At 70.7% G+C, this 18,530-nt stretch carries 21 protein-coding genes and 1 riboswitch; of the genes, 9 read left to right on the forward strand and 12 right to left on the reverse strand.

The window, feature by feature from the left end; all coding sequences use genetic code 11:
- Positions 1-2: 2 nt before the first annotated feature.
- Complete coding sequence (locus tag ACFV9H_RS23570; protein WP_385401487.1) at positions 3-599, forward strand: GNAT family N-acetyltransferase; 597 nt, start codon at positions 3-5, stop codon at positions 597-599.
- A gap of 52 nt (positions 600-651) precedes the next feature.
- Here the strand turns inward: ACFV9H_RS23570 and ACFV9H_RS23575 are convergent, their stop codons facing one another.
- Positions 652-1,119 carry an RICIN domain-containing protein gene (locus tag ACFV9H_RS23575; protein WP_385401489.1) on the reverse strand — a complete coding sequence of 156 codons (468 nt, stop codon included), beginning with the start codon at positions 1,117-1,119 and terminating at the stop codon, positions 652-654.
- 275 nt (positions 1,120-1,394) lie between these two features.
- On the opposite strand from ACFV9H_RS23575, the gene ACFV9H_RS23580 reads away from it, so the two are divergent.
- Positions 1,395-2,168, forward strand: coding sequence for a hypothetical protein (locus ACFV9H_RS23580; protein WP_385401491.1), 774 nt, complete (start codon positions 1,395-1,397; stop codon positions 2,166-2,168).
- A 135-nt stretch (positions 2,169-2,303) separates the two neighbouring features.
- On the opposite strand, the gene ACFV9H_RS23585 is transcribed toward ACFV9H_RS23580, so the two are convergent.
- Genes ACFV9H_RS23585 through ACFV9H_RS23595 form a run of 3 tightly spaced genes read right to left on the reverse strand, consistent with a single transcriptional unit; the run spans position 2,304 to position 4,649 of the window.
- Positions 2,304-3,749, reverse strand: coding sequence for a PQQ-binding-like beta-propeller repeat protein (locus ACFV9H_RS23585; RefSeq protein ID WP_385401494.1), 1,446 nt, complete (start codon positions 3,747-3,749; stop codon positions 2,304-2,306).
- 19 nt (positions 3,750-3,768) lie between these two features.
- Positions 3,769-4,434 (reverse strand): hypothetical protein, encoded by a 666-nt coding sequence (locus ACFV9H_RS23590; RefSeq protein WP_385401497.1) that lies wholly within the window; start codon positions 4,432-4,434, stop codon positions 3,769-3,771.
- Entirely contained in the window at positions 4,431-4,649 is a 219-nt protein-coding gene (locus ACFV9H_RS23595; RefSeq protein ID WP_385401499.1) for a hypothetical protein, read from the reverse strand. Before ACFV9H_RS23595 ends, ACFV9H_RS23590 begins: the two co-directional genes overlap by 4 nt.
- 115 nt (positions 4,650-4,764) lie before the next feature.
- Here ACFV9H_RS23595 and ACFV9H_RS23600 point away from each other — a divergent pair, with 115 nt between their 5' ends.
- Both ACFV9H_RS23600 and ACFV9H_RS23605 read left to right on the forward strand, forming a co-directional pair.
- Positions 4,765-5,601 (forward strand): Scr1 family TA system antitoxin-like transcriptional regulator, encoded by an 837-nt coding sequence (locus ACFV9H_RS23600; RefSeq protein ID WP_385401502.1) that lies wholly within the window; start codon positions 4,765-4,767, stop codon positions 5,599-5,601.
- The gene (locus ACFV9H_RS23605) at positions 5,585-5,839 is read left to right on the forward strand and encodes a DUF397 domain-containing protein (protein ID WP_385401504.1); all 255 of its coding nucleotides are present in this window, start codon (positions 5,585-5,587) and stop codon (positions 5,837-5,839) included. Before ACFV9H_RS23600 ends, ACFV9H_RS23605 begins: the two co-directional genes overlap by 17 nt.
- A gap of 4 nt (positions 5,840-5,843) precedes the next feature.
- Here the strand turns inward: ACFV9H_RS23605 and ACFV9H_RS23610 are convergent, their stop codons facing one another.
- Positions 5,844-7,025 (reverse strand): S8 family peptidase, encoded by a 1,182-nt coding sequence (locus ACFV9H_RS23610; RefSeq protein ID WP_385401507.1) that lies wholly within the window; start codon positions 7,023-7,025, stop codon positions 5,844-5,846.
- Positions 7,026-7,339: 314 nt separating this feature from the next.
- Here ACFV9H_RS23610 and ACFV9H_RS23615 point away from each other — a divergent pair, with 314 nt between their 5' ends.
- From ACFV9H_RS23615 to ACFV9H_RS23625, 3 genes are all read left to right on the forward strand, one after another.
- Complete coding sequence (locus ACFV9H_RS23615) at positions 7,340-7,693, forward strand: protease inhibitor I9 family protein (RefSeq protein WP_385401509.1); 354 nt, start codon at positions 7,340-7,342, stop codon at positions 7,691-7,693.
- A 141-nt stretch (positions 7,694-7,834) separates the two neighbouring features.
- Positions 7,835-9,073, forward strand: a complete 1,239-nt coding sequence (locus tag ACFV9H_RS23620; RefSeq protein ID WP_385401512.1) for a hypothetical protein — start codon at positions 7,835-7,837, stop codon at positions 9,071-9,073.
- Positions 9,074-9,281: 208 nt separating this feature from the next.
- Positions 9,282-9,683, forward strand: coding sequence for a VOC family protein (locus ACFV9H_RS23625; RefSeq protein ID WP_385401515.1), 402 nt, complete (start codon positions 9,282-9,284; stop codon positions 9,681-9,683).
- Positions 9,684-9,728: 45 nt separating this feature from the next.
- On the opposite strand, the gene ACFV9H_RS23630 is transcribed toward ACFV9H_RS23625, so the two are convergent.
- From ACFV9H_RS23630 to thrC, 7 genes are all read right to left on the reverse strand, one after another.
- Positions 9,729-10,469: an SDR family oxidoreductase gene (locus ACFV9H_RS23630; RefSeq protein WP_385401516.1), complete on the reverse strand. Its 741-nt coding sequence runs from the start codon at positions 10,467-10,469 to the stop codon at positions 9,729-9,731.
- A gap of 119 nt (positions 10,470-10,588) precedes the next feature.
- Positions 10,589-11,188 (reverse strand): phosphoribosylanthranilate isomerase, encoded by a 600-nt coding sequence (locus ACFV9H_RS23635; RefSeq protein WP_385401519.1) that lies wholly within the window; start codon positions 11,186-11,188, stop codon positions 10,589-10,591.
- A gap of 17 nt (positions 11,189-11,205) precedes the next feature.
- Complete coding sequence (locus ACFV9H_RS23640) at positions 11,206-11,403, reverse strand: hypothetical protein (RefSeq protein WP_385401522.1); 198 nt, start codon at positions 11,401-11,403, stop codon at positions 11,206-11,208.
- Between the two features lie 72 nt (positions 11,404-11,475).
- Positions 11,476-13,098, reverse strand: coding sequence for a chaperonin GroEL (gene groL, locus ACFV9H_RS23645; RefSeq protein WP_385401524.1), 1,623 nt, complete (start codon positions 13,096-13,098; stop codon positions 11,476-11,478).
- Positions 13,099-13,440: 342 nt separating this feature from the next.
- Positions 13,441-13,647 (reverse strand): cold-shock protein, encoded by a 207-nt coding sequence (locus ACFV9H_RS23650; protein WP_030009783.1) that lies wholly within the window; start codon positions 13,645-13,647, stop codon positions 13,441-13,443.
- A gap of 395 nt (positions 13,648-14,042) precedes the next feature.
- Positions 14,043-14,321 carry a MoaD/ThiS family protein gene (locus ACFV9H_RS23655; protein ID WP_385401526.1) on the reverse strand — a complete coding sequence of 93 codons (279 nt, stop codon included), beginning with the start codon at positions 14,319-14,321 and terminating at the stop codon, positions 14,043-14,045.
- Between the two features lie 34 nt (positions 14,322-14,355).
- Positions 14,356-15,654, reverse strand: a complete 1,299-nt coding sequence (gene thrC / locus ACFV9H_RS23660) for a threonine synthase (protein ID WP_385401529.1) — start codon at positions 15,652-15,654, stop codon at positions 14,356-14,358.
- Positions 15,648-15,807, reverse strand: a riboswitch (SAM riboswitch). It overlaps the preceding gene by 7 nt.
- A gap of 185 nt (positions 15,808-15,992) precedes the next feature.
- Between thrC and ACFV9H_RS23665 the strand changes: the two genes are divergently transcribed.
- Together ACFV9H_RS23665 and ACFV9H_RS23670 are read left to right on the forward strand one after the other, a co-directional pair.
- Positions 15,993-16,943 (forward strand): glucosyl-3-phosphoglycerate synthase, encoded by a 951-nt coding sequence (locus ACFV9H_RS23665; RefSeq protein ID WP_385401531.1) that lies wholly within the window; start codon positions 15,993-15,995, stop codon positions 16,941-16,943.
- Between the two features lie 46 nt (positions 16,944-16,989).
- Positions 16,990-18,435, forward strand: a complete 1,446-nt coding sequence (locus ACFV9H_RS23670; RefSeq protein WP_385401533.1) for a trehalose-6-phosphate synthase — start codon at positions 16,990-16,992, stop codon at positions 18,433-18,435.
- The last annotated feature ends 95 nt before the right edge of the window (positions 18,436-18,530 follow it).

Raw genomic sequence — 18,530 nt, forward strand, 5'->3', positions numbered from 1 at the left:
TGATGATCTACGAGATACCTCCCGTGGTCCCGGCGGGCCGGATGGCCGCCCTGCCGCAGCCGGGGTTCGCCCTCCCCGGCGGGATGTCACTGCGCCCGTGGCAGCCGTCCGACGCCCCCGCGCTCGTCGCGGCGTACGAGGACCCGGACATCCGGCACTGGAACCGCCCGGGCCACCGCACCTTGGCGCAGGCCGAGGAGCGCGTCACCCGGTTCCACGACCTCTGGCAGGCCGAACAGGCCGCGATCTGGGCGATCGCCCCGGCTGCCGGTGGCCAGGCCGTCGGCACGATCGGCTTGGCCGATCTCGATCTGGCGGGTGGCAGCGGCGAGTTCCTCTACTGGCTCCTCCCCGCCGGCCGCGGCAGCGGCGCCGCGGTCTCGGCCACGTCCCGCGTCACCCGCTGGGCCTTCGAGGACCTCGGCCTGCACCGCCTGCGCATCACCCACTCCGTGCACAACCCCGGCTCGTGCGCCGTCGCGACCAAAGCCGGCTTCCCCCTGGAGGGCACCATGCGCGGCGCCCTCCTCCACGCGGACGGCTGGCACGACGAACACCTCCACGCCCGCCTCCGAACGGACACCCCCGCCCCCGCATGAAGCTCCCCGCGGGGAGGCGCGCGGATCACGCCCTCCCCCGGGCATCCGGAGGCTAGGCCGGCGGGAGGGGAACGTCCCAGCGCTGCCAGGCGGCGCCCGTGCAGTTGCGCACGTTGATGCCCGCCCCCTGACTCGGGTCCCCGGCGTTCTGGATGCTGAGGCACTGGTTGTTCACCTGGGTCGCCAACTGACGGCCGACGACGTCCCAGCGCTGATTGGCCTGGCCGTGGCAGTCGCCCACGACCTGGGCGGCCGCGTTCAGCTCCCCGTTGCGGACGTCCAGACAGTGGCGCTCGGCGAGGTTGCGCAGCTTGCGGCCCTCCCAGAACCAGAGCTGGCTTCCGACCCCTCCGGCGCAGTTGCGGACCTCCACGTTGTCGCCGTTGCTGGTCAGGCAGCGGCCGTCAAGGTCGGTGTGGATCTCGAAGAAGTCGGCTGCCCCGGCCGGCGATGCCAGCCCCGGAGCGAGCGCGCCCGCCAGGGCGAGCGTCAGGGCCGCGGCGGCGAGTCGAATGCGCATACGGAAGGTCCTGTCGTTCCCGTGCACCCGCCGCACTCCACGACGGGTCGTCACGGACCGGTACTACCCATGCACGCAACGTAATCAACCCTGGGATTTCAGCTGGCCGCCGGAGCCCCTGCCGCAGATTCGCCCCCCGGGCGCGGCACCTCTACGCGGATGAGCCCAAGTGCCTTGCCAGGGTCGCACCCTGATGTGGTGTCAGGGTTTGCTCGGGGTAAGCCAAGGGGCCGCCCCGATAGCTGTCGGGGCGGGAGCGGCGGGAGGCTGAAGCCATGCAGAACGCCACTGACAAGCGCCCCCAGGTCCTCCGTCGCACGGCCGCCGGGCTCGCCTTCGCCGCCGTGCTCGGCGCCGCCGCCTTCACCGCCACCGGGGCCGCCGAAGCCGCCGAGACGCCCACCACGGCCCCCGCCTACGACTTCAGCGACTGCCCCGCCATCCCCGCCGGGGTGGACGCGGCCCGCTGGAAGTGCGAAGTCCTCACCGCCACCGGCTCGTTGACCCTCGGCAGCCGCACCCTGCCGGAGCTGGCGCCGATGACCATCACCCACGCCGAGGGCCCCCTGCCCGACGGCACGAACGGCCAGGTCTGGGGCGCCCTGCGCGGCGCGCCGACCGCCGTGCCCGGCGGGATCCTCGGCGGCCCCGCCGGCGAGCACAACCCCCGGATGGCGCTGTCCCTCCAGCCGGAGTACGGCGGCCGGTCCGACTTCTACTCCGTCGGCGACAACATGGGCCTGTTCACCGTGCGCTTCCGCGCCCTCGGCCCGGCCCTGCCCGACGGATGCGCCATAGGCGGCGGCGACACCCCGATCGAGTTCCGCCTCAAGCGCTCGGGCAGCTCCCAGTGGGTGTCCAAGAACCCGCCGGTCATCAAGTTCGACGCGTACGACAACACGTTCACCACCCCGGCCGCGACCGGCTGCGGCCCCCTCGGCGGCCTCGTCAACAACCGCCTCGGCCTCCCGGCCGCGACCGGCAACTCGATCACCCTGTCCGCGTACTACACGTTCAAGACGTACGACCAGCTCCCGCCGCGCGGCTAGTACGGGCCCGGCGGCCCACCCGATCGCGTCAACCCCGAGCCGTTCGACCCGAATGGGCCGCATACGCCAATAGCGTGTGCCCGCACGTTCAGGACCCCGCATTCGCACACGGCGAGCACGTGGACATCCCCTTCGTCACCACCCCCACACCGGCAAGACCTCGAAGGTCGGCGGCAAGGGCTCGCTCTCCTCCCGGCCCAGGTTCACGAACACGTAGCTGCCCGGCGGCCCCGGGTAGAAGACGAAGCGCCCGGCCAGCGGCACCTCGCGCAGCACCGTGGACTCCTCCCTCCGCTCGCCGCCCGCCAGGCCCAGCCGGGTCAGGTACGTCCACGGATGCCCCGAGGACACCACCGCCACCTCGCCCGTGCGCCGCCCCGGCCCCAGGGCGCGGACGGTTTCCCCGCCGAAGCCCGTGCGCCAGACGCGGTGGCCGTCCGTGAGGGAGTACGCGGACACGCCCGCCTTCTTCCCCACCTTCACCGGCATGACCAGCAGCTCCCCGCTCACCAGCGGCTCCGGCTCGGCCGGCAGCTCCCCCTCCGGCCCGGCCGCCGGTACGGAGCCCCGCGCGCGCCCCTCGCCGTCGAAGAGCAGCACCGCGTCCGTCCCGCGCGCGGCAGCCTCCTTGACCCGCAGGGCGAGCGGCTGCGCCGACAGCACCCGGACCTCACTCAGCGGGCTCGCCGTCGGCAGCGCGCTCTGCCACGCGCGCGCTCCCGTCCGGGCGTCGACGGCGGTGATCCGGGCCGCCGCCTCCCCACACTGCTCCACGTACAGGGCCCGCTCCCCGGCCCCGTCGACCGCCTCGACCCGGCACTCGGCCGGTATCCCGGTCCGCCACAGCTCGCCGCCCTCGCGCAGGTCGAGCCCGACCACCGAGCCCGCCTCCGCCACGACGGCCGTCCGCCCCACCACGGCCACCCGGGTCCCCTGGGCGTCCCGGCGCCACAGCCGCCGCCCCTCCGTCAGCTCCACGGCCTCGACCCGCACCCCGCACCCGTCGCCGCGGTCGTAGACGACCAACCCGATGTCCGAGGACGTGGTCCGGCTCAGCGCGCACACCGACACCCCTTCGGGCGCGCCCAGTTGCCAGCCCCTGCGGCCGCCGCTGTCGAAGGCGACCAAGACGTCCGTGCGCGCCCGCACCAGCATCGGCCACCGCTCCACCGCCCAGACGCCGACGGGCTGCACAGACGCGGGTTGGTCCGGAGCCTGCCACCCCGACATGTACATCTGCGGGCCGCGCATCCACTCGTACGCCTGCCAGCCCGGCCACAGCGCGACCAGTGCCAGCACCACGGTCACGACCCGGCCCAGGCAGGAGCGCGGAAGGTCCGGCTCCCGCTTCCCGAGCGTCAACGACATGACCGTGAGGATCCCCAGCAGCGGGGTGAAGAGCATCAGCCAACCCATGCCGCGCGGGCAGGAGTCGAAGCCGCATTCGTTGCCGTACGTCTCGACGAACGCCAGCCTGCAGAACAGCACGAAGAACAGCAGCGTCACCGCGGCGAGTGCGGCGCCGACGACCGGCGACACGCTCGCGACAAGCCGCTTCGAGAACGGCACCTTCTTGTCCATGATCCCCCCCGATCGCAGACTAGCCGCCCCCGATTCCGGCGGCCGCGGTCCGCAGGAACCGCACCAGGTCGTCCACGCCGTAGCCGAGCCGCGGCCCCCGCTCGGCCGCCATCAGCAGCAACTGCCCGACGATCTCCGCGCCCCAGCCATCAGGTCCGTCCGCCGACCACTCCCACAGCTTCTCGATGCCCAAGTCGTTCATCAGCAGCCCGTGCTCCTCGCGGATCTGCGCGCAGGTCCCGGCGACGGCGTCCAGCAGCCTCGCCCCCGGCCGCTCGCAGCGCAGGCCGAAGTACCCTCCGATCTCCTCCACCACGCAGCCCTGCGGGGGCCGCGCCTTGACCCCGTCGTAGCGGGTGTCCTCGAACTCCGGACACTCCCCCACCGGGCAGTGGATCAGCGTGAACCGCTGCCACCCCGGCGGCGGAGGCGGCAGTGGCCGCCAGGCCGTCAGCCCGAAGGCCTCGTGCACGAGCGCCGTCGCTTCGTCGGCCGTGTCCGCCGTCCGCGCCTCCCTCCGCTCCCCGTCGTCCCCGACGGCGGTCCACGCCCCGCCGCCCTCCCCGCCCCGCACGCGGACGGAAAGCCCCGTGTCCTTACGTTGCCACGCGCCACTGACAAGGGCCGTCTCCAGGGCGTGCAGCTTCCACCCGAGCTCGAATCCCCACTCCACCGCCTCGTTCACGGGTGCGCCCGCTCGTAGAGGACGGCGGCGAGGCGGAGCGCGGTGTCGAGGTTGCAGCGGCCGAGGTCGACCAGGGGCAGGCCGTACGAGCCGGCGGCGGAGACCCGTTCCACGTCGAGGGAGGGGAAGACCACCCCCACCCCGGCCAAGGACTCCTTCAACTGCTGGACGGCCTCCTCGGCCGCCCGCATCCGCTCCTGTGGAGAGAGCACCATGACATGTCACCTTTCTACTCTGCGTATCCAACTTCGACACACAGCGTGGCGATGGGCTCGCTAGCCTTTCAATGCGGACACCGCAACAACCGCACGTGTTGGCCAGGGAGTTGCCATGGCAGGAAAGAACCTCGACCCCTCCTCCTCACCCCGCGCCCTCCTGGGCGCCGAACTGCGCGTGGCGCGCGAGCGTGCGGGCATGAGCCAGGCCGAACTCGGCGAACCGCTCTTCGTGAGCGGCTCGTTCATCGGACAGTTGGAGGCGGGCACCCGTCGCATGCACCTCGAATTCGCCCGGCAGATAGACGACATCCTCGACACGAACGGCTTCTTCGTCCGCAACTGCGGGGCGGCGGCCAAGTCCAAGTACCCGGACCACTTCGCGGCGGCGGCCGAGGCGGAGGCGCTGGCAACGGAGATCCGGGAGTACGCCCCCCAGCTGATTCCCGGCCTGCTCCAAACGGAGGCCTACGCGCGGGAGGTGTTCCGCGCCGGACATCTGACCGCCCCGGAAGAGACGATCGACGAGCTGGTCACGAACCGACTGGCCCGAGCCGCTCTGCTCAGTGAGCCAACAACACCGCTGTTTTGGTGCGTCCTCGACGAGGCAGTACTACGACGGACCGGGGACAGCCTGGCCATCCTGGCAGAGGCCCTGCGCCATATCGCGAGGTTGATCCGATCGCACCGGATCATCGTGCAGGTGCTGCCGTTCAGTGCGGGCCTTCATGCAGCCATGGGCGGCGCCATCAAGCTCATGTCCTTCGAGGACGCTCCCCCACTCGCCTACGTCCAAGGCCTGGGAACGGGGCTACTGTTCGACGATCCAGCCACGGTCTCCCAGCTCACCCTGACCTACGATCTCCTCACGGCCAACGCGCTGTCACCGCGCAAGTCCCTGGCCCTGATCGAATCGGTGGCGGAGGATTACGAACATGATCAGCACGCCTGAATACGACCTGTCTGCGGCCACCTGGCACAAGTCCAGTTATAGCGACGCAAGCGGCGGCAGCTGCGTGGAAATGGCCACCTGGCGGAAGTCCACCCACAGTGACGCCAGTGGCGGCGACTGCGTCGAGGTTGCCGACGGCCACCCCGGCATCGTCCCCGTACGGGACTCCAAGCAGCCCGAAGGCCCGCACGTGGTGTTCCGCGCACGGGCCTGGGCCACCTTCGTCGCGACGCTCTGACGACTCAGAGTCCGCCGGTGAACAGCAGCTTGTTCGGGCTGCCCACGCCGAGGTTGCTCAGGGCACCCCTGGTGGACTTGGAGTCGAGCCATTGGGCGACCTCCGTCGGAGTCGCCTGCGGGTAGGCCGCCTTCAAGAGGGCGGCCACCCCGGCGACGTGCGGGGCGGCCATGGAGGTGCCGTTCAGGGCGATCGCGCCTCCGCCGAGCTTCGCCGAGGCGATCTGTTCACCGGGTGCGTAGAGGGAGACGCACGCGCCGTAGTTCGAGAAGCTGGTCTCCTCGTCCCAGACGTTGGTGGCCCCCACCGTCAGGACCCGGGCGGCCGAGGCCGGCGAGATCCGGCAGGCGTCGACCGCGCTGTTGCCCGCCGCGACGACCGGCAGCACACCCGCGTCGGACAGGGCGGTCGCGGCATTGTTCATCGAGTCCGACCTGTCCCCGCCCAGGGAGCCGTTCAGCACGGCCGGCTGCTTGGCGTTCTTCGCCACCCAGTCCATGCCCGCGATGATCCCCGACCACGTGCCCTTGCCGTCACAGCCGAGGACGCGAACGCTGACGAGGTTCGCCTTGCGCGCCACCCCGTACGTCCTGCCCGCGATCGTGCCCGCGACGTGCGTGCCGTGGCCCTGGCAGTCCTGGCCGCTGCGGCCGTCACCGACGGCGTCGAAGCCGAACGTGGCGCGACCGCCGAACTCGTCATGGGTGTAGTCGATGCCGCTGTCGAGGATGTACGCGGTCACCCCGGCGCCGTTGCCGGAAGTGGTGAAGTTGCTGTCCAGCGGCAGGCTCTGTTGGTCGATCCGGTCCAGGCCCCACGAGTTCGACGGTGCCCGCACCGCCTCCGCCGAGGTCGGCATCGGCGCGGACTGGACCGAGGCGTCCTCCTCGACCGACTTCACGCCCGGGCTGTTGCGGACGGCCGTCAGCTGGAGCGGGGTCAGCGGTACCGCGAAGCCGGTCATCGCCGACGTGTAGACGAACGACGGCTTCAGGCCCAGCTTCTGCGCGACCTTCGCCGCCTCCTGACCCTTCTCCAGGGTCACGATGTACTTGCCCGGCACCGGATTGGCCGCCGTGAGCAACGGGGCCGGGGTCGGCTCGGGGGCGGCGGCGGAGGCCGTACCGGCCGCGACCGGGATGACGGCGAGGAGGGCAGCGGTGGCCAGACGTGCGAGCAGGCGCATGAAAGGGGCTTCCTGACGGGGAGGTCGACACGGACGAGCCGGCCCGACGGTGACGCGCAGGGTCACCGTCGGGGCAGCCATCCCTTCCATCGGGAGCTGCCTCGGCGCGGCTTGAACCACTGCCCCCGCCCGGCCGATCATCCGGCGTACGCCCTGATCCACTCGGCCCGGGTGCGTACGGCCACGCCGCCCACCAAGATCACCCGTACGGCCCACCCCCACCCCGGGGGGCGCACGGCCGGTGCGCTCCCCGTGCCCCCGCCACACCCTCGGGCGTCTTTGACCGGCCCTGCCTCAGGTGGTGGCCTCGCCGCATGCGCACCCTCCTGAGCCTGAGCCTGAACCGAGCCCTGCCCGTGGCCGCCGCCGTACTGGCCGCCGCAGCCGCCCTGCCCGCCCACGCCTCCGTCTCCGAATCCGCCCCGGCGTCCCGTACGGCGGCCCCGGCGGCCGACCACCCCACGTACATCGTCACCATCCGCCACGGCCTCGACCCGGCCGACATCGCGCAGGCCTACGGGATCACTCCGATCCACGTCTTCCGCACCGCGATGAACGGCTTCGCCGCCCCGCTCTCCCCCGAGCAGGTCGAGGCCCTGCGGGCGACGGCGATCGTGGAGTCGGTCGAAGAGGACGGCACCGCGTCCCCCCTCGGCACCGCCGTCTAGCCGAGGCAGGGCGCGCGTGAATGTCCGCACGCCCCCAACGCGCCTCCAAGGGGTCTCGCGCGCCCTTGCCGGGCATTTCAGACGCTCACTACGGTCACGCAGCGTACACACCGTGCACAGACAGTCACCCCAAGGGGATTCATGAACAAGGCTGCTTGGCGTTCACTCGCGCTCGCGACCGTACTGGCCGTCCTACCGCTCGGGGTGACCGCCGCCGAGGCGGAACCACCCGGGCCCCTGTCCGCCGATGCCGTGGCGGCCATGACACCGGAGCGGCAGGGTGAGGTGCTGGAGCCCCTGAGGGTCGTGGCCGACGCTGCCGCGCGGGCCGGCCGGGGCCCGTACGCGGACGTGTACACGCAGGTCGAGATGGCCTTCGACTACCGCTCGGTCAACGTCTACCTCACCGATACGACCCGGGCCGCGGCCTTCCTCGACGCGGTGCGCAAGGCCAACCCGGAGGCCGACACGAAGCTGCTCAACGTACGCAAGAGCGCGAAGTCGCGGCTGCAGCTCCGGAAGGAGATCACGGCGTTCCGCAGCCGCAAGGACCTCCCCTTCACCATCGAAATGGCGGGCAGCACCGTCGACGGCAGTGCGATCGAGCTCGGCGTGAACGACGCGAAGGCCGCACAGCAGTACCTCGCCAAGCCCGCCGTCGCGCAGCAGCTCAGCAGCGAACGGGTCACGCCCCTGCGCATCCGTCAGTCGCCCGCTTCGGAGCCGCTCAACCGGTGGAACGACTCCTCGCCCTTCTACGCGGGGGCCGCGCTCGGCCCCGCGACGGGCTCGTTCGCGCACTGCACCAGCGGCATCCCGGCCATCAGCACCGTGGACCGCCGTCAGTGGCTCGTCACGGCGGGCCACTGCTACAACCAAGGCGAACTCGTCCACACGGCGGGCGGCAGTCAGATCGGCCGGGTCAACGCCGAAATTCCCGACCTCGACTCGGCGTTCATCGAGGCGCCGACGCACCGCTACACCTGGGACGGCCTCGACGAGAACGGGTACTCCCGCTACCTCAACAGCGTGCTCAACGTGGCGGTGGGCGACTTCACCTGCCAACTCGGCTACAACTCCAAGGTCGTCTGCAACATCCGCACCACCTACGCGGGCAGCGCCACCTGGGTCACCGACGGCGCCTACATCTGGGGAAGCGCCGGCGTCCCGCACTACCGCGGCATCGTCGCCCGGCCCGGCGACAGCGGCGGCCCCGTGATCACCATCAACAACCAGGACTCCCGGCAGCTGAACGGCATGGTCGTCAACGCGTGGGGCTGTGAGGGCACCGGCACCGACAGGGTCTGCCGGTACGAGGTGGGCTGGATCGAGGTGTATGACATCTTCGACCGGTTCGCCATCGCGCTCAACCCGGCGTGACACGCGTCCCGCCACGACTCCCGCCCGGCGTTGCCCGGGCCCATGACAGGGCGTAAGGTCGGCCGGGTGACTGCCGGGTCGGCCTTGGGCCATACACGAGTGAGGCCCCCGGCCTCCGCGTGACCACCGGGCGGGCCAGGGGCCCGCCCCCCTCTCCATGTCTTCGCTTCGGAAGCTTCGAAACCCAAGACCTGGAGGGACACCACACATGCAGATTCCCGTCACGAACGTCCAGCTCAACCACACCGTCGTGTACGCCACGGACCGGCAGCTGTCGGCCGAGTTCATCGCCGCGGTCCTGGGCCTGAAGGTCAGCGCCCCGTTCGGGCCGTTCCTGCCCGTCGACCTCGGCAACGACGTGACCCTCGACTACTACGAGCAGCCCGAGGGCGAGCCGCTCCAGCCGCAGCACTACGCGTTCCTCGTGCCCGACGAGCAGTTCGACGCGATGATCGCCCGCCTGGAGGCGATCGGGGTCACCCACTTCGCCGATCCGAACCACACCGATGCGGGCCGGATCAACCACCTCTTCGGCGGCCGCGGCGCGTACTTCGCCGATCCGGACGGCCACAACATGGAGATCATGACCCGGCCCTACGCCAGGCGGTGAGACACCTCTGGGGCCCGGACCGTCGTGCGGACCGGGCCCCGGCGCTCACAGCCCGGCGCCGCCCGTCGCGTCGACCACCCGGCCCGTGACCCAGCGTCCCGCGTCCGAAGCGAGGAAGCCGACCACGTCGGCGATGTCCTCGGGGCGGCCGACCCGGCCGAGGGCGGCGAGGGAGGCGGCGTGCGCCTCGGCCTCCGGGTTGCCGCGCAGCCAGCCGGCGTTGACGTCGGTGTCGACGATGCCGGGTGCGACGGAGTTCACGGTGATCCCGCGCGGGCCGAGGGCCTTGGCGAGGTGGAGCGTCAGGGTGTCGAGCGCGCCCTTGGTGGCCCCGTAGGCGAGGATCCCGGGCGCCGCGATCCGGGCGGCCCCGCTGGAGACGTTGACGATCCGGCCCCCGTCGCGCAGCCTCCCGAGCCCCTCCTGGACGACGAAGAAGGGCGCCCGCACGTTCACCGCGAAGACATGGTCGAAGTCGGCCTCGGCGACCTGGCCGAGCGGCACGGGCAGTCCGATGCCGGCGTTGTTGACGATGATGTCGACGCCGTCCAGGCCGAGCGCGTCGTACGCCTTCCAGAGCGCGGCGGCGTCCCCGTGCCGGCCGAGCTCCGCCCGCACGGCCAGGGCCCGGCCGCCCGCCCCGGTGATCCCCTCCACGGTGTCCCGTGCGGCCGCCCCGTCGCTCGCGTACGTCAGCACGACGGTGACCCCGTCGGCGGCGAGCCGCTCGGCGACGGCCCGGCCGATGCCCCTGCTGCCGCCCGTGACCAGCGCGTTCTTGCCCATGGTGAAGCCCCCTCAATTCCCTAACGACCACTACAGAATGAACCTAACACGACTTCCTTATCGATCGCTACAGAAACTTGCGCACCCCGCGACGGGCGCCGGGCGACCGTCTCACAGCACTAGCCGCGCGCGGACTCGATGAAGGCGCGGATCAGCTCCGGTGACTTCACCCCGCGCTCCCGTTCCACCCCGCTGGACACGTCCACGCCCCAAGCGCGGGTGACCTCGATCGCCTCCCGCACATTGCCCGGGTTCAGCCCGCCCGCGAGCAGCCAGCGGCCCTCCGGGGCGGTGAAGTCGGCGGCGCCCCAGTTCCAGGGCTTGCCGGAGCCGGGATCGGGGGCGTCGAGCAGCAGCAGGTCCTCGCCGTACTCTCCGCAGCGCTTCACGGGCTCGGCGGTGGCCCGCAGCAGGGTACGGCCCTCGGCGCGCAGCGCCGCGAAGTCCTCGGGACCTTCCTCGCCGTGCAGCTGCACGCCCCGCACACCGCTCTCCTCGGTGAAGCGGCGCACCTCCTCGACCGACTGCCGACGGAACACCCCGACGGTGAGCACCCGGTCCGGCACCAACGCGGCGAGCGCCCGCGCGGTGGCGGCGTCGACCGTACGCGGACTCCCGGGCGCGAACACGAACCCCACGGCATCGGCCCCGGCCGCCACGGCGGTTTCGACGTCCCGCTCGGTCCGCAGCCCGCAGATCTTGATGAACACGTCAGTCATGCCAGAAGTCAATCAGGTCAGGCGGGTGCGTCGACGGACAGTCCCGCATCCCGGGCGGCATCGGCCAGGCGCTTGTCGTACGTGACGAACGAGGTCAGCCGCGTGCCGATGCCGAGTGCCGTCGCCAGATGGATGGCATCGAGGCTGCGCACGGTGGCCGGCCGCACGGTCTGGGCCAGGATGCGGATGCCGGGATCAACGCCCGAGGGCGGCACCCCCAGTGGGGGTGCCGCCCTCGGAACGTGTACGGAACAGCCGATCAACCGAGGCCGGAGGCCAGGGGTGGATCAGAAGTCCATGTCACCGCCCGGCATGCCGCCACCGGCAGCCGCGCCGGCCTTCTCGGGCTTGTCGGCGATGACGGCCTCGGTGGTGAGGAAGAGGGCCGCGATGGACGCCGCGTTCTGCAGGGCAGAGCGGGTGACCTTCGCCGGGTCGATGATGCCCTCGGCGATCATGTCGACGTACTCGCCGGTCGCGGCGTTCAGGCCGTGACCGATCGGAAGGTTGCGCACCTTCTCGACGACGACGCCGCCTTCGAGACCACCGTTGACGGCGATCTGCTTCAGCGGGGCCTCCAGCGCGAGCTTCACGGCGTTGGCGCCGGTCGCCTCGTCACCCTCGAGCTCCAGCTTCTCGAAGACCGCGGAGGCCTGCAGCAGGGCCACGCCACCACCGGCGACGATGCCCTCCTCGACGGCCGCCTTCGCGTTGCGAACGGCGTCCTCGATGCGGTGCTTGCGCTCCTTGAGCTCGACCTCGGTCGCGGCACCGGCCTTGATGACGGCCACGCCGCCGGCCAGCTTCGCGAGGCGCTCCTGGAGCTTCTCGCGGTCGTAGTCCGAGTCGGAGTTCTCGATCTCGGCGCGGATCTGGTTCACGCGACCGGCGACCTGGTCGCTGTCACCGGCACCGTCGACGATGGTGGTCTCGTCCTTGGTGATGACGACCTTGCGGGCGCGGCCCAGCAGGTCCAGGCCCGCGTTCTCGAGCTTGAGGCCGACCTCCTCGGAGATGACCGTGCCGCCCGTGAGGATGGCGATGTCACCGAGCATGGCCTTGCGGCGGTCACCGAAGCCCGGGGCCTTGACGGCGACGGACTTGAAGGTGCCGCGGATCTTGTTGACGACCAGGGTCGACAGGGCCTCGCCCTCGACGTCCTCGGCGATGATCAGCAGCGGCTTGCCGGACTGCATGACCTTCTCCAGGAGCGGCAGCAGGTCCTTGACCGAGCCGATCTTGGAGTTGACGATCAGGATGTACGGGTCGTCGAGAGCCGACTCCATACGCTCCATGTCGGTGGCGAAGTACGCCGAGATGTAGCCCTTGTCGAAGCGCATGCCCTCGGTGAGCTCGAGCTCCAGACCGAAGGTCTGCGACTCCTCGACGGTGATGACGCCTTCCTTGCCGACCTTGTCCATGGCCTCGGCGATGAGCTCGCCGATCTGGGTGTCGGCGGCGGAGATGGAGGCCGTCGAAGCGATCTGCTCCTTGGTCTCGACATCCTTGGCCTGGGCGAGCAGGGCGGCGGAGACGGCCTCGACGGCCTTCTCGATACCACGCTTGAGGGCCATCGGGTTGGCGCCGGCGGCCACGTTGCGCAGGCCCTCGCGGACGAGCGCCTGGGCCAGCACGGTGGCGGTGGTCGTACCGTCGCCCGCGACGTCGTCCGTCTTCTTGGCGACTTCCTTGACCAGCTCGGCGCCGATCTTCTCGTACGGGTCCTCGAGCTCGATCTCCTTGGCGATGGAGACACCATCGTTGGTGATCGTGGGGGCGCCCCACTTCTTCTCAAGGACGACGTTGCGACCCTTGGGGCCAAGGGTGACCTTGACGGCGTCGGCGAGCTGGTTCATCCCACGCTCGAGGCCGCGGCGGGCCTCCTCGTCGAACGCAATGATCTTGGCCATCTGAAGTGGTCCTCCCGGACAGCGGTGGATTGCTCCTGGACCGCGCCCGCGCCCGCGACGGACGGCCTGCGGGCTCGGCGGTTCCTTCCCGCCGGACCCTGCGGGCCTCACCGACCCGGTCCTCGTTCAGTAGCACTCTCAACCGGAGAGTGCTAACGCCAATGATTAGCACTCGACCCCCACGAGTGCAAGCGGCTTGGGCCAACACCGGGCCACGATCCAAGGGACGCCCGGCAACGCACGAGGAGCCCGCATCCCTCCTCAAGGATGCGGGCCCCTCGTATGTATGCGCGTACGCGGGTGCGCGCGTACGTGTCGCGTCGGTGGTCGATCGCTCCAGGACTAGCCGAGTGCGAGCTTGACCATGTCCGCCTGCGGACCCTTCTGGCCCTGCGAGATCTCGAACTCGACCCGCTGACCCTCTTCAAGGGTGCGGTACCCGTCCATCTGGATGGCGCTGTAGTGGACGAACACATCCGCACCACCGTCGACCGCGATGAAGCCGTAGCCCTTCTCCGCGTTGAACCACTTGACGGTGCCCTGAGCCATGCCTAACTCCCCTATTACTGGCCCTTGCGCAGGAACGCACTTCGCGGTCCCGGGTCAGAACTTGCGTCGGAACGCGTCGACCGAGGCTGAATGTATCCGCGCCGGTGCTGTCTGCAACAGGTCAATCCGACGAGAAATCTGGACAGCCGGATACATTGAAATGAAGTGAAAATTTGGCATATTCCAGGGCAACTCGGGCCTGACATATCTCGCCAAAGCCCCATACCGCACTTGCACATTGACCCGATGTCGACCCTCACGCGACCCGTTCATATGCGGCGGGCAAGAACAGCGGAGGGGACTTCCCCAACTCTACCGCGCCCAATCAAGCAGAATTACCCCCTCCGCTTTTAGCGGAAGGGGTAATTCTGTTTATCGGAAGCGTTCCGAGCCGATCAGCAGCCGCCCGCGACGGCCGGGATGATCGAGACGCCGGCGCCGTCCGGCGTCGCCGCCTCCAGCCCGCCCTCGAAGCGCACGTCGTCGTCGTTCACGTAGACGTTCACGAAGCGACGGAGCTTGCCCTGGTCGTCCAGGACGCGCGCGGCGATGCCGGGGTGGTTCTGCTCCAGCGACTCGATGACCTCGGCCAGGGTCGCGCCCTCGGCCTTCACCTCGGCGGCGCCGCCGGTGTAGGTGCGCAGGATGGTGGGGATGCGGACGTTGACGCTCATGGCGCTACTGCCTTTCCGGGTGCAGGGGGGAGGGTCAGGCCAGGCCGGCGGCGCGGAACGCGTCCAGGCTCGGGCGGATGGTGGCGGTCTGACCGCTGTCCGCGGCCACCGCCTCCAGGGTCTTGAGGCCGTCACCGGTGTTCAGGATGACGGTCGTCAGCGTCGGGTCGAGCTGCCCGTTCTCGATGAGCTTCTTCGTGACGCCGACGGTCACGCCGCCCGCGGTCTCGGCGAAGATGCCCTCGGTCTGCGCGAGGATCTTGATGGCCTCGACGACCTGCTCGTCGTTGACGTCCTCGACGAAGCCGCCGGTGCGCCGCGCGATGTCCAGGACGTACGGGCCGTCCGCCGGGTTGCCGATGGCCAGGGACTTGGCGATGGTGTTCGGCTTCTGCGGGCGGACCACGTCGTGGCCGGCCTTGAAGGCGGTGGACACCGGGGAGCAGCCCTCGGCCTGGGCGCCGAAGATCTTGTACGGCTTGTCCTCGACGAGGCCGAGCTTGATCAGCTCCTGCAGACCCTTGTCGATCTTCGTCAGCTGGGAGCCGGACGCGATCGGGATGACGAGCTGGTCGGGCAGCTGCCAGCCGAGCTGCTCGCAGATCTCGTACGCGAGGGTCTTGGAGCCCTCGCCGTAGTACGGGCGCAGGTTGACGTTGACGAAGCCCCAGCCCTCGCCCAGCGGGTCGCCGATGAGCTCGGAGCAGAAGCGGTTGACGTCGTCGTAGTTGCCCTCGATGCCGACCAGGTCGCCACCGTAGACACCGGCCATGACGACCTTGCCCTGCTCCAGGTCGTGCGGGATGAACACGCAGGACCGGAAACCGGCGCGGGCGGCCGCGGCGCCGACGGCGCCGGCCAGGTTGCCGGTGGAGGAGCAGGACAGGGTGGTGAAGCCGAAGGCACGGGCGGCCTCGACGGCGATGGCCACGACGCGGTCCTTGAAGGAGTGCGTCGGGTTGCCGGAGTCGTCCTTGACGTAGAGCTTTCCGGTGACGCCGAGCTCCTTGGCCAGGTTGGCCGCGTCCACGAGCTTGGTGAAGCCGGGGTTCAGGCTGGGCTTGGCGGCGACGTCCGCGGGGACGGGCAGCAGCGGGGCGTAGCGCCAGATGTTGTTCGGGCCGGCTTCGATCGCCGCGCGCAGGGCTTCCGGGTCACCGCTGGGGAGGTCGTACGCGACTTCCAGCGGTCCGAAACACTCCACACAGGCGAAGATCGGGCCGAGCTCGAAGCGGGTACCGCACTCGCGGCACGAGAGGCCGGTGGCAGGTCCGAGATCAACAGAGGTGGCAACAGTCTGTGCAGCCATGATGGCGAGGCCCTTTCTCCTCATCTTCCCCATGGCGCACTTCGCCATGAGACGGAATTGGCACCTTCCCTAGCCGGAGGCCTCGCGGGGGTGCGTCGCCAAGACGCATCGCGAGAACCGACTGGAGGGTTGCCGGGGCTTCAACGGGCCGTGTCCCTCTGCCCCTCTGGATGAGCGGTATGGCACCGGCACACGCGCTCTATGGCGCGCCGGTGCGTTTGTTCGCGGGGACCCCCGGCATGCGGTGGTCCATCGCGTTGTTCAAGACTGTAACCGAAGGCTTGGGCAGTTGAGACTGCTGTCCGAACCGCGAGATGGATCACATATCGCACCATAACGCCGATACGCAGGGAGTGCTGAGGGTGCTGGAAGAGGTGGAGCGCTGGCTGGCAGACCGCTCCTGGTCCGCCGCCGACCGACCGCTCGACCAGCTGCTCGACCGGAAACGGGCGGCGGGTACCACGGTCAGCGTGGTGCTGCCCGCACTCGACGAGGAGCAGACCGTCGGGGCGATCGTCGAGGTGATCCGGCGCGAGCTGATCGAGGGACTGCCGGTCCCGCTGGTCGACGAGCTGGTGGTAATCGACTCGGGCTCAAGTGACCGGACGGCCGAGGTGGCGGCGAAGGCCGGTGCCCGGGTGGTGCACCGCGACGAGCTGCTGCCGCGGATCCCGGCGCTGCCCGGCAAGGGCGAGGTGCTGTGGCGCTCGCTGCTGGCGACCACCGGGGACATCGTCTGCTTCGTCGACGCCGACCTGCGCGACTTCTCGGCCACGTTCGTGTCGGGGATCGTCGGCCCGCTGCTGACGGAGCCGGACGTGCAGTTCGTCAAGGCGATGTACGACCGTCCGCTCGGGGACGCCCCGGGCCAGGGCGGCCGGGTCACCGAGCTGGTCGCCCGCCCCCTCCTCAACCTCCACTGGCCGCAGCTGGCCGGCTTCGTGCAGCCGCTGGGCGGCGAGTACGCGGTGCGCCGCTCGCTGCTGGAGCGGCTGCCGTTCCCCGTCGGGTACGGCGTCGAGCTGGGCCTGCTGGTGGACGCGCTGCACACGGTCGGGCTGGACGCGCTGGCCCAGGTGGACGTGGGCGTACGCGTGCACCGCCATCAGGACGGTCAGGCGTTGGGCCGGATGGCCGCGGCGATCTACCGCACGGCCCTGGTGCGGCTCTCGCGCGGGCATCTCGTACGGCCGGAGCTGACGCAGTTCGAGCGCGGGCCGGTGGGTTTCGTACCGCACACGTACGCGGTGGACACCGAGGAGCGGCCGCCGATGCTCGGCGTCAGGGAGTACGCGCTGCGTCGCGTGGCGTGAGGTTTCGCATGGTTTGAGGGGGACCCGGCTGGGCTAGGTGTGCCGCATGGCTTCTCAGGTACTCGTCGCAGCGAACCGCGGTCCGCTCTCCTACGCCCTCGCCGCCGACGGCACGCTCAGCGCCCGGCGCGGCGGGGGCGGTCTCGTCTCCGGCCTCTCCGCGGCCCTCGCGGAACAACCGGAGGCGCTGTGGATCTGCGCGGCCCTGTCGGAGGCGGACCGCGAGGCGGTCCGGCGGGGGGTGGCCGAGCCCGGCGTCCGGATGCTGGACATCGATCCCACCGTCTACGACGACGCGTACAACGGCATCGCCAACTCGGTGCTGTGGTTCACCCACCACCACCTGTACGACGTACCGCGCGAGCCGGTCTTCGACGCGCGGTTCCGGCGCCGCTGGGAGTCGTACGTGACCTACAACCGCGCCTTCGCGCAGGCCCTCGCCGAGGAGGCGGCCGAGGGGGCGTGCGTACTGGTCCAGGACTACCACCTGGCCCTGGTCCCCGGGCAGTTGCGCGAGCTGCGGCCCGACCTGCGCATCGCGCACTTCACGCACACACCCTGGGCCTCGCTGGAGTTCCTGGACATGCTGCCGGAGGACATCCGGTCGGAGCTGATGTGGGGGATGCTCGGCGCGGACCGTCTCGGCTTCCACACCTGGTCCTGGGCCTCGGCCTTCATTGCCGGCGCGGAGACGGACGACGCGATCGGCCTCGCGTGGGGGGCGCTGCCGGGCGGCGACCGGCGGCGCGGGGTGCAGTACCGGAAGGCCGGCGCGGACATCCGCTTCACGGACGTGGGCGTGTACCCCCTCGGCGTGGACGCGGACGACCTGCGGGCGCTCGCGCACCGGCCGGTGGTGGACGACAAACTGGCGGGGCTGCGCGCCGAGGTCGGCGACCGCAGGACGATCGTCCGGGTGGACCGCACCGAACTGTCGAAGAACATCCTGCGCGGGCTGCTGGCCTACCGGGAGCTGCTCACGGCCCACCCCGAATGGCGGGGCCGGGTGGTCCACCTGGCGTCCGCGTACCCGTCGCGGCAGGACCTGGAGGTGTACCGGACGTACACGGCGTCGGTGGCGAAGCTGGCGGCCGACATCAACGAGGAGTTCGGTGCTCCGGACTGGCAGCCGGTACTGGTGTCGGTCGAGGACGACTTCGCGCGCTCGCTGGCGGCGTACCGGATGGCGGACGTGGCGCTGGTCAACCCGGTGCGCGACGGCATGAACCTGGTCGCCAAGGAAATCCCGGTCGTGTCGGAGGCGGGGTGCGTGCTGGTGCTGTCCACCGGGGCGGGGGCGTACGAGGAGCTCCGCCGGGACGCGCTGACGGTGAACCCGTACGACGTCTCCGCGACCGCCGAGGCGATGCACGCGGCGCTGTCCATGCCGGATGCGGAGCGCGCGGACCGCACGAAGCGCCTGGCCGCCGCGGCCGTGGCCCTCCCCCCTGCGGCCTGGTTCAAGGCCCAACTGGCCGACCTCCGCGCCTGACCCAGCGGCCCAGTCACCCGGGGCTCCGCCCCGTACCCCGCGCCTCAAACGCCGGCGGGGCTGGATTTGGCTGACGCCGTGCGCAATCCAGCCTC

The sequence above is a fragment of the Streptomyces sp. NPDC059874 genome (genome assembly GCF_042731135.1).
Classification (GTDB): domain Bacteria; phylum Actinomycetota; class Actinomycetes; order Streptomycetales; family Streptomycetaceae; genus Streptomyces.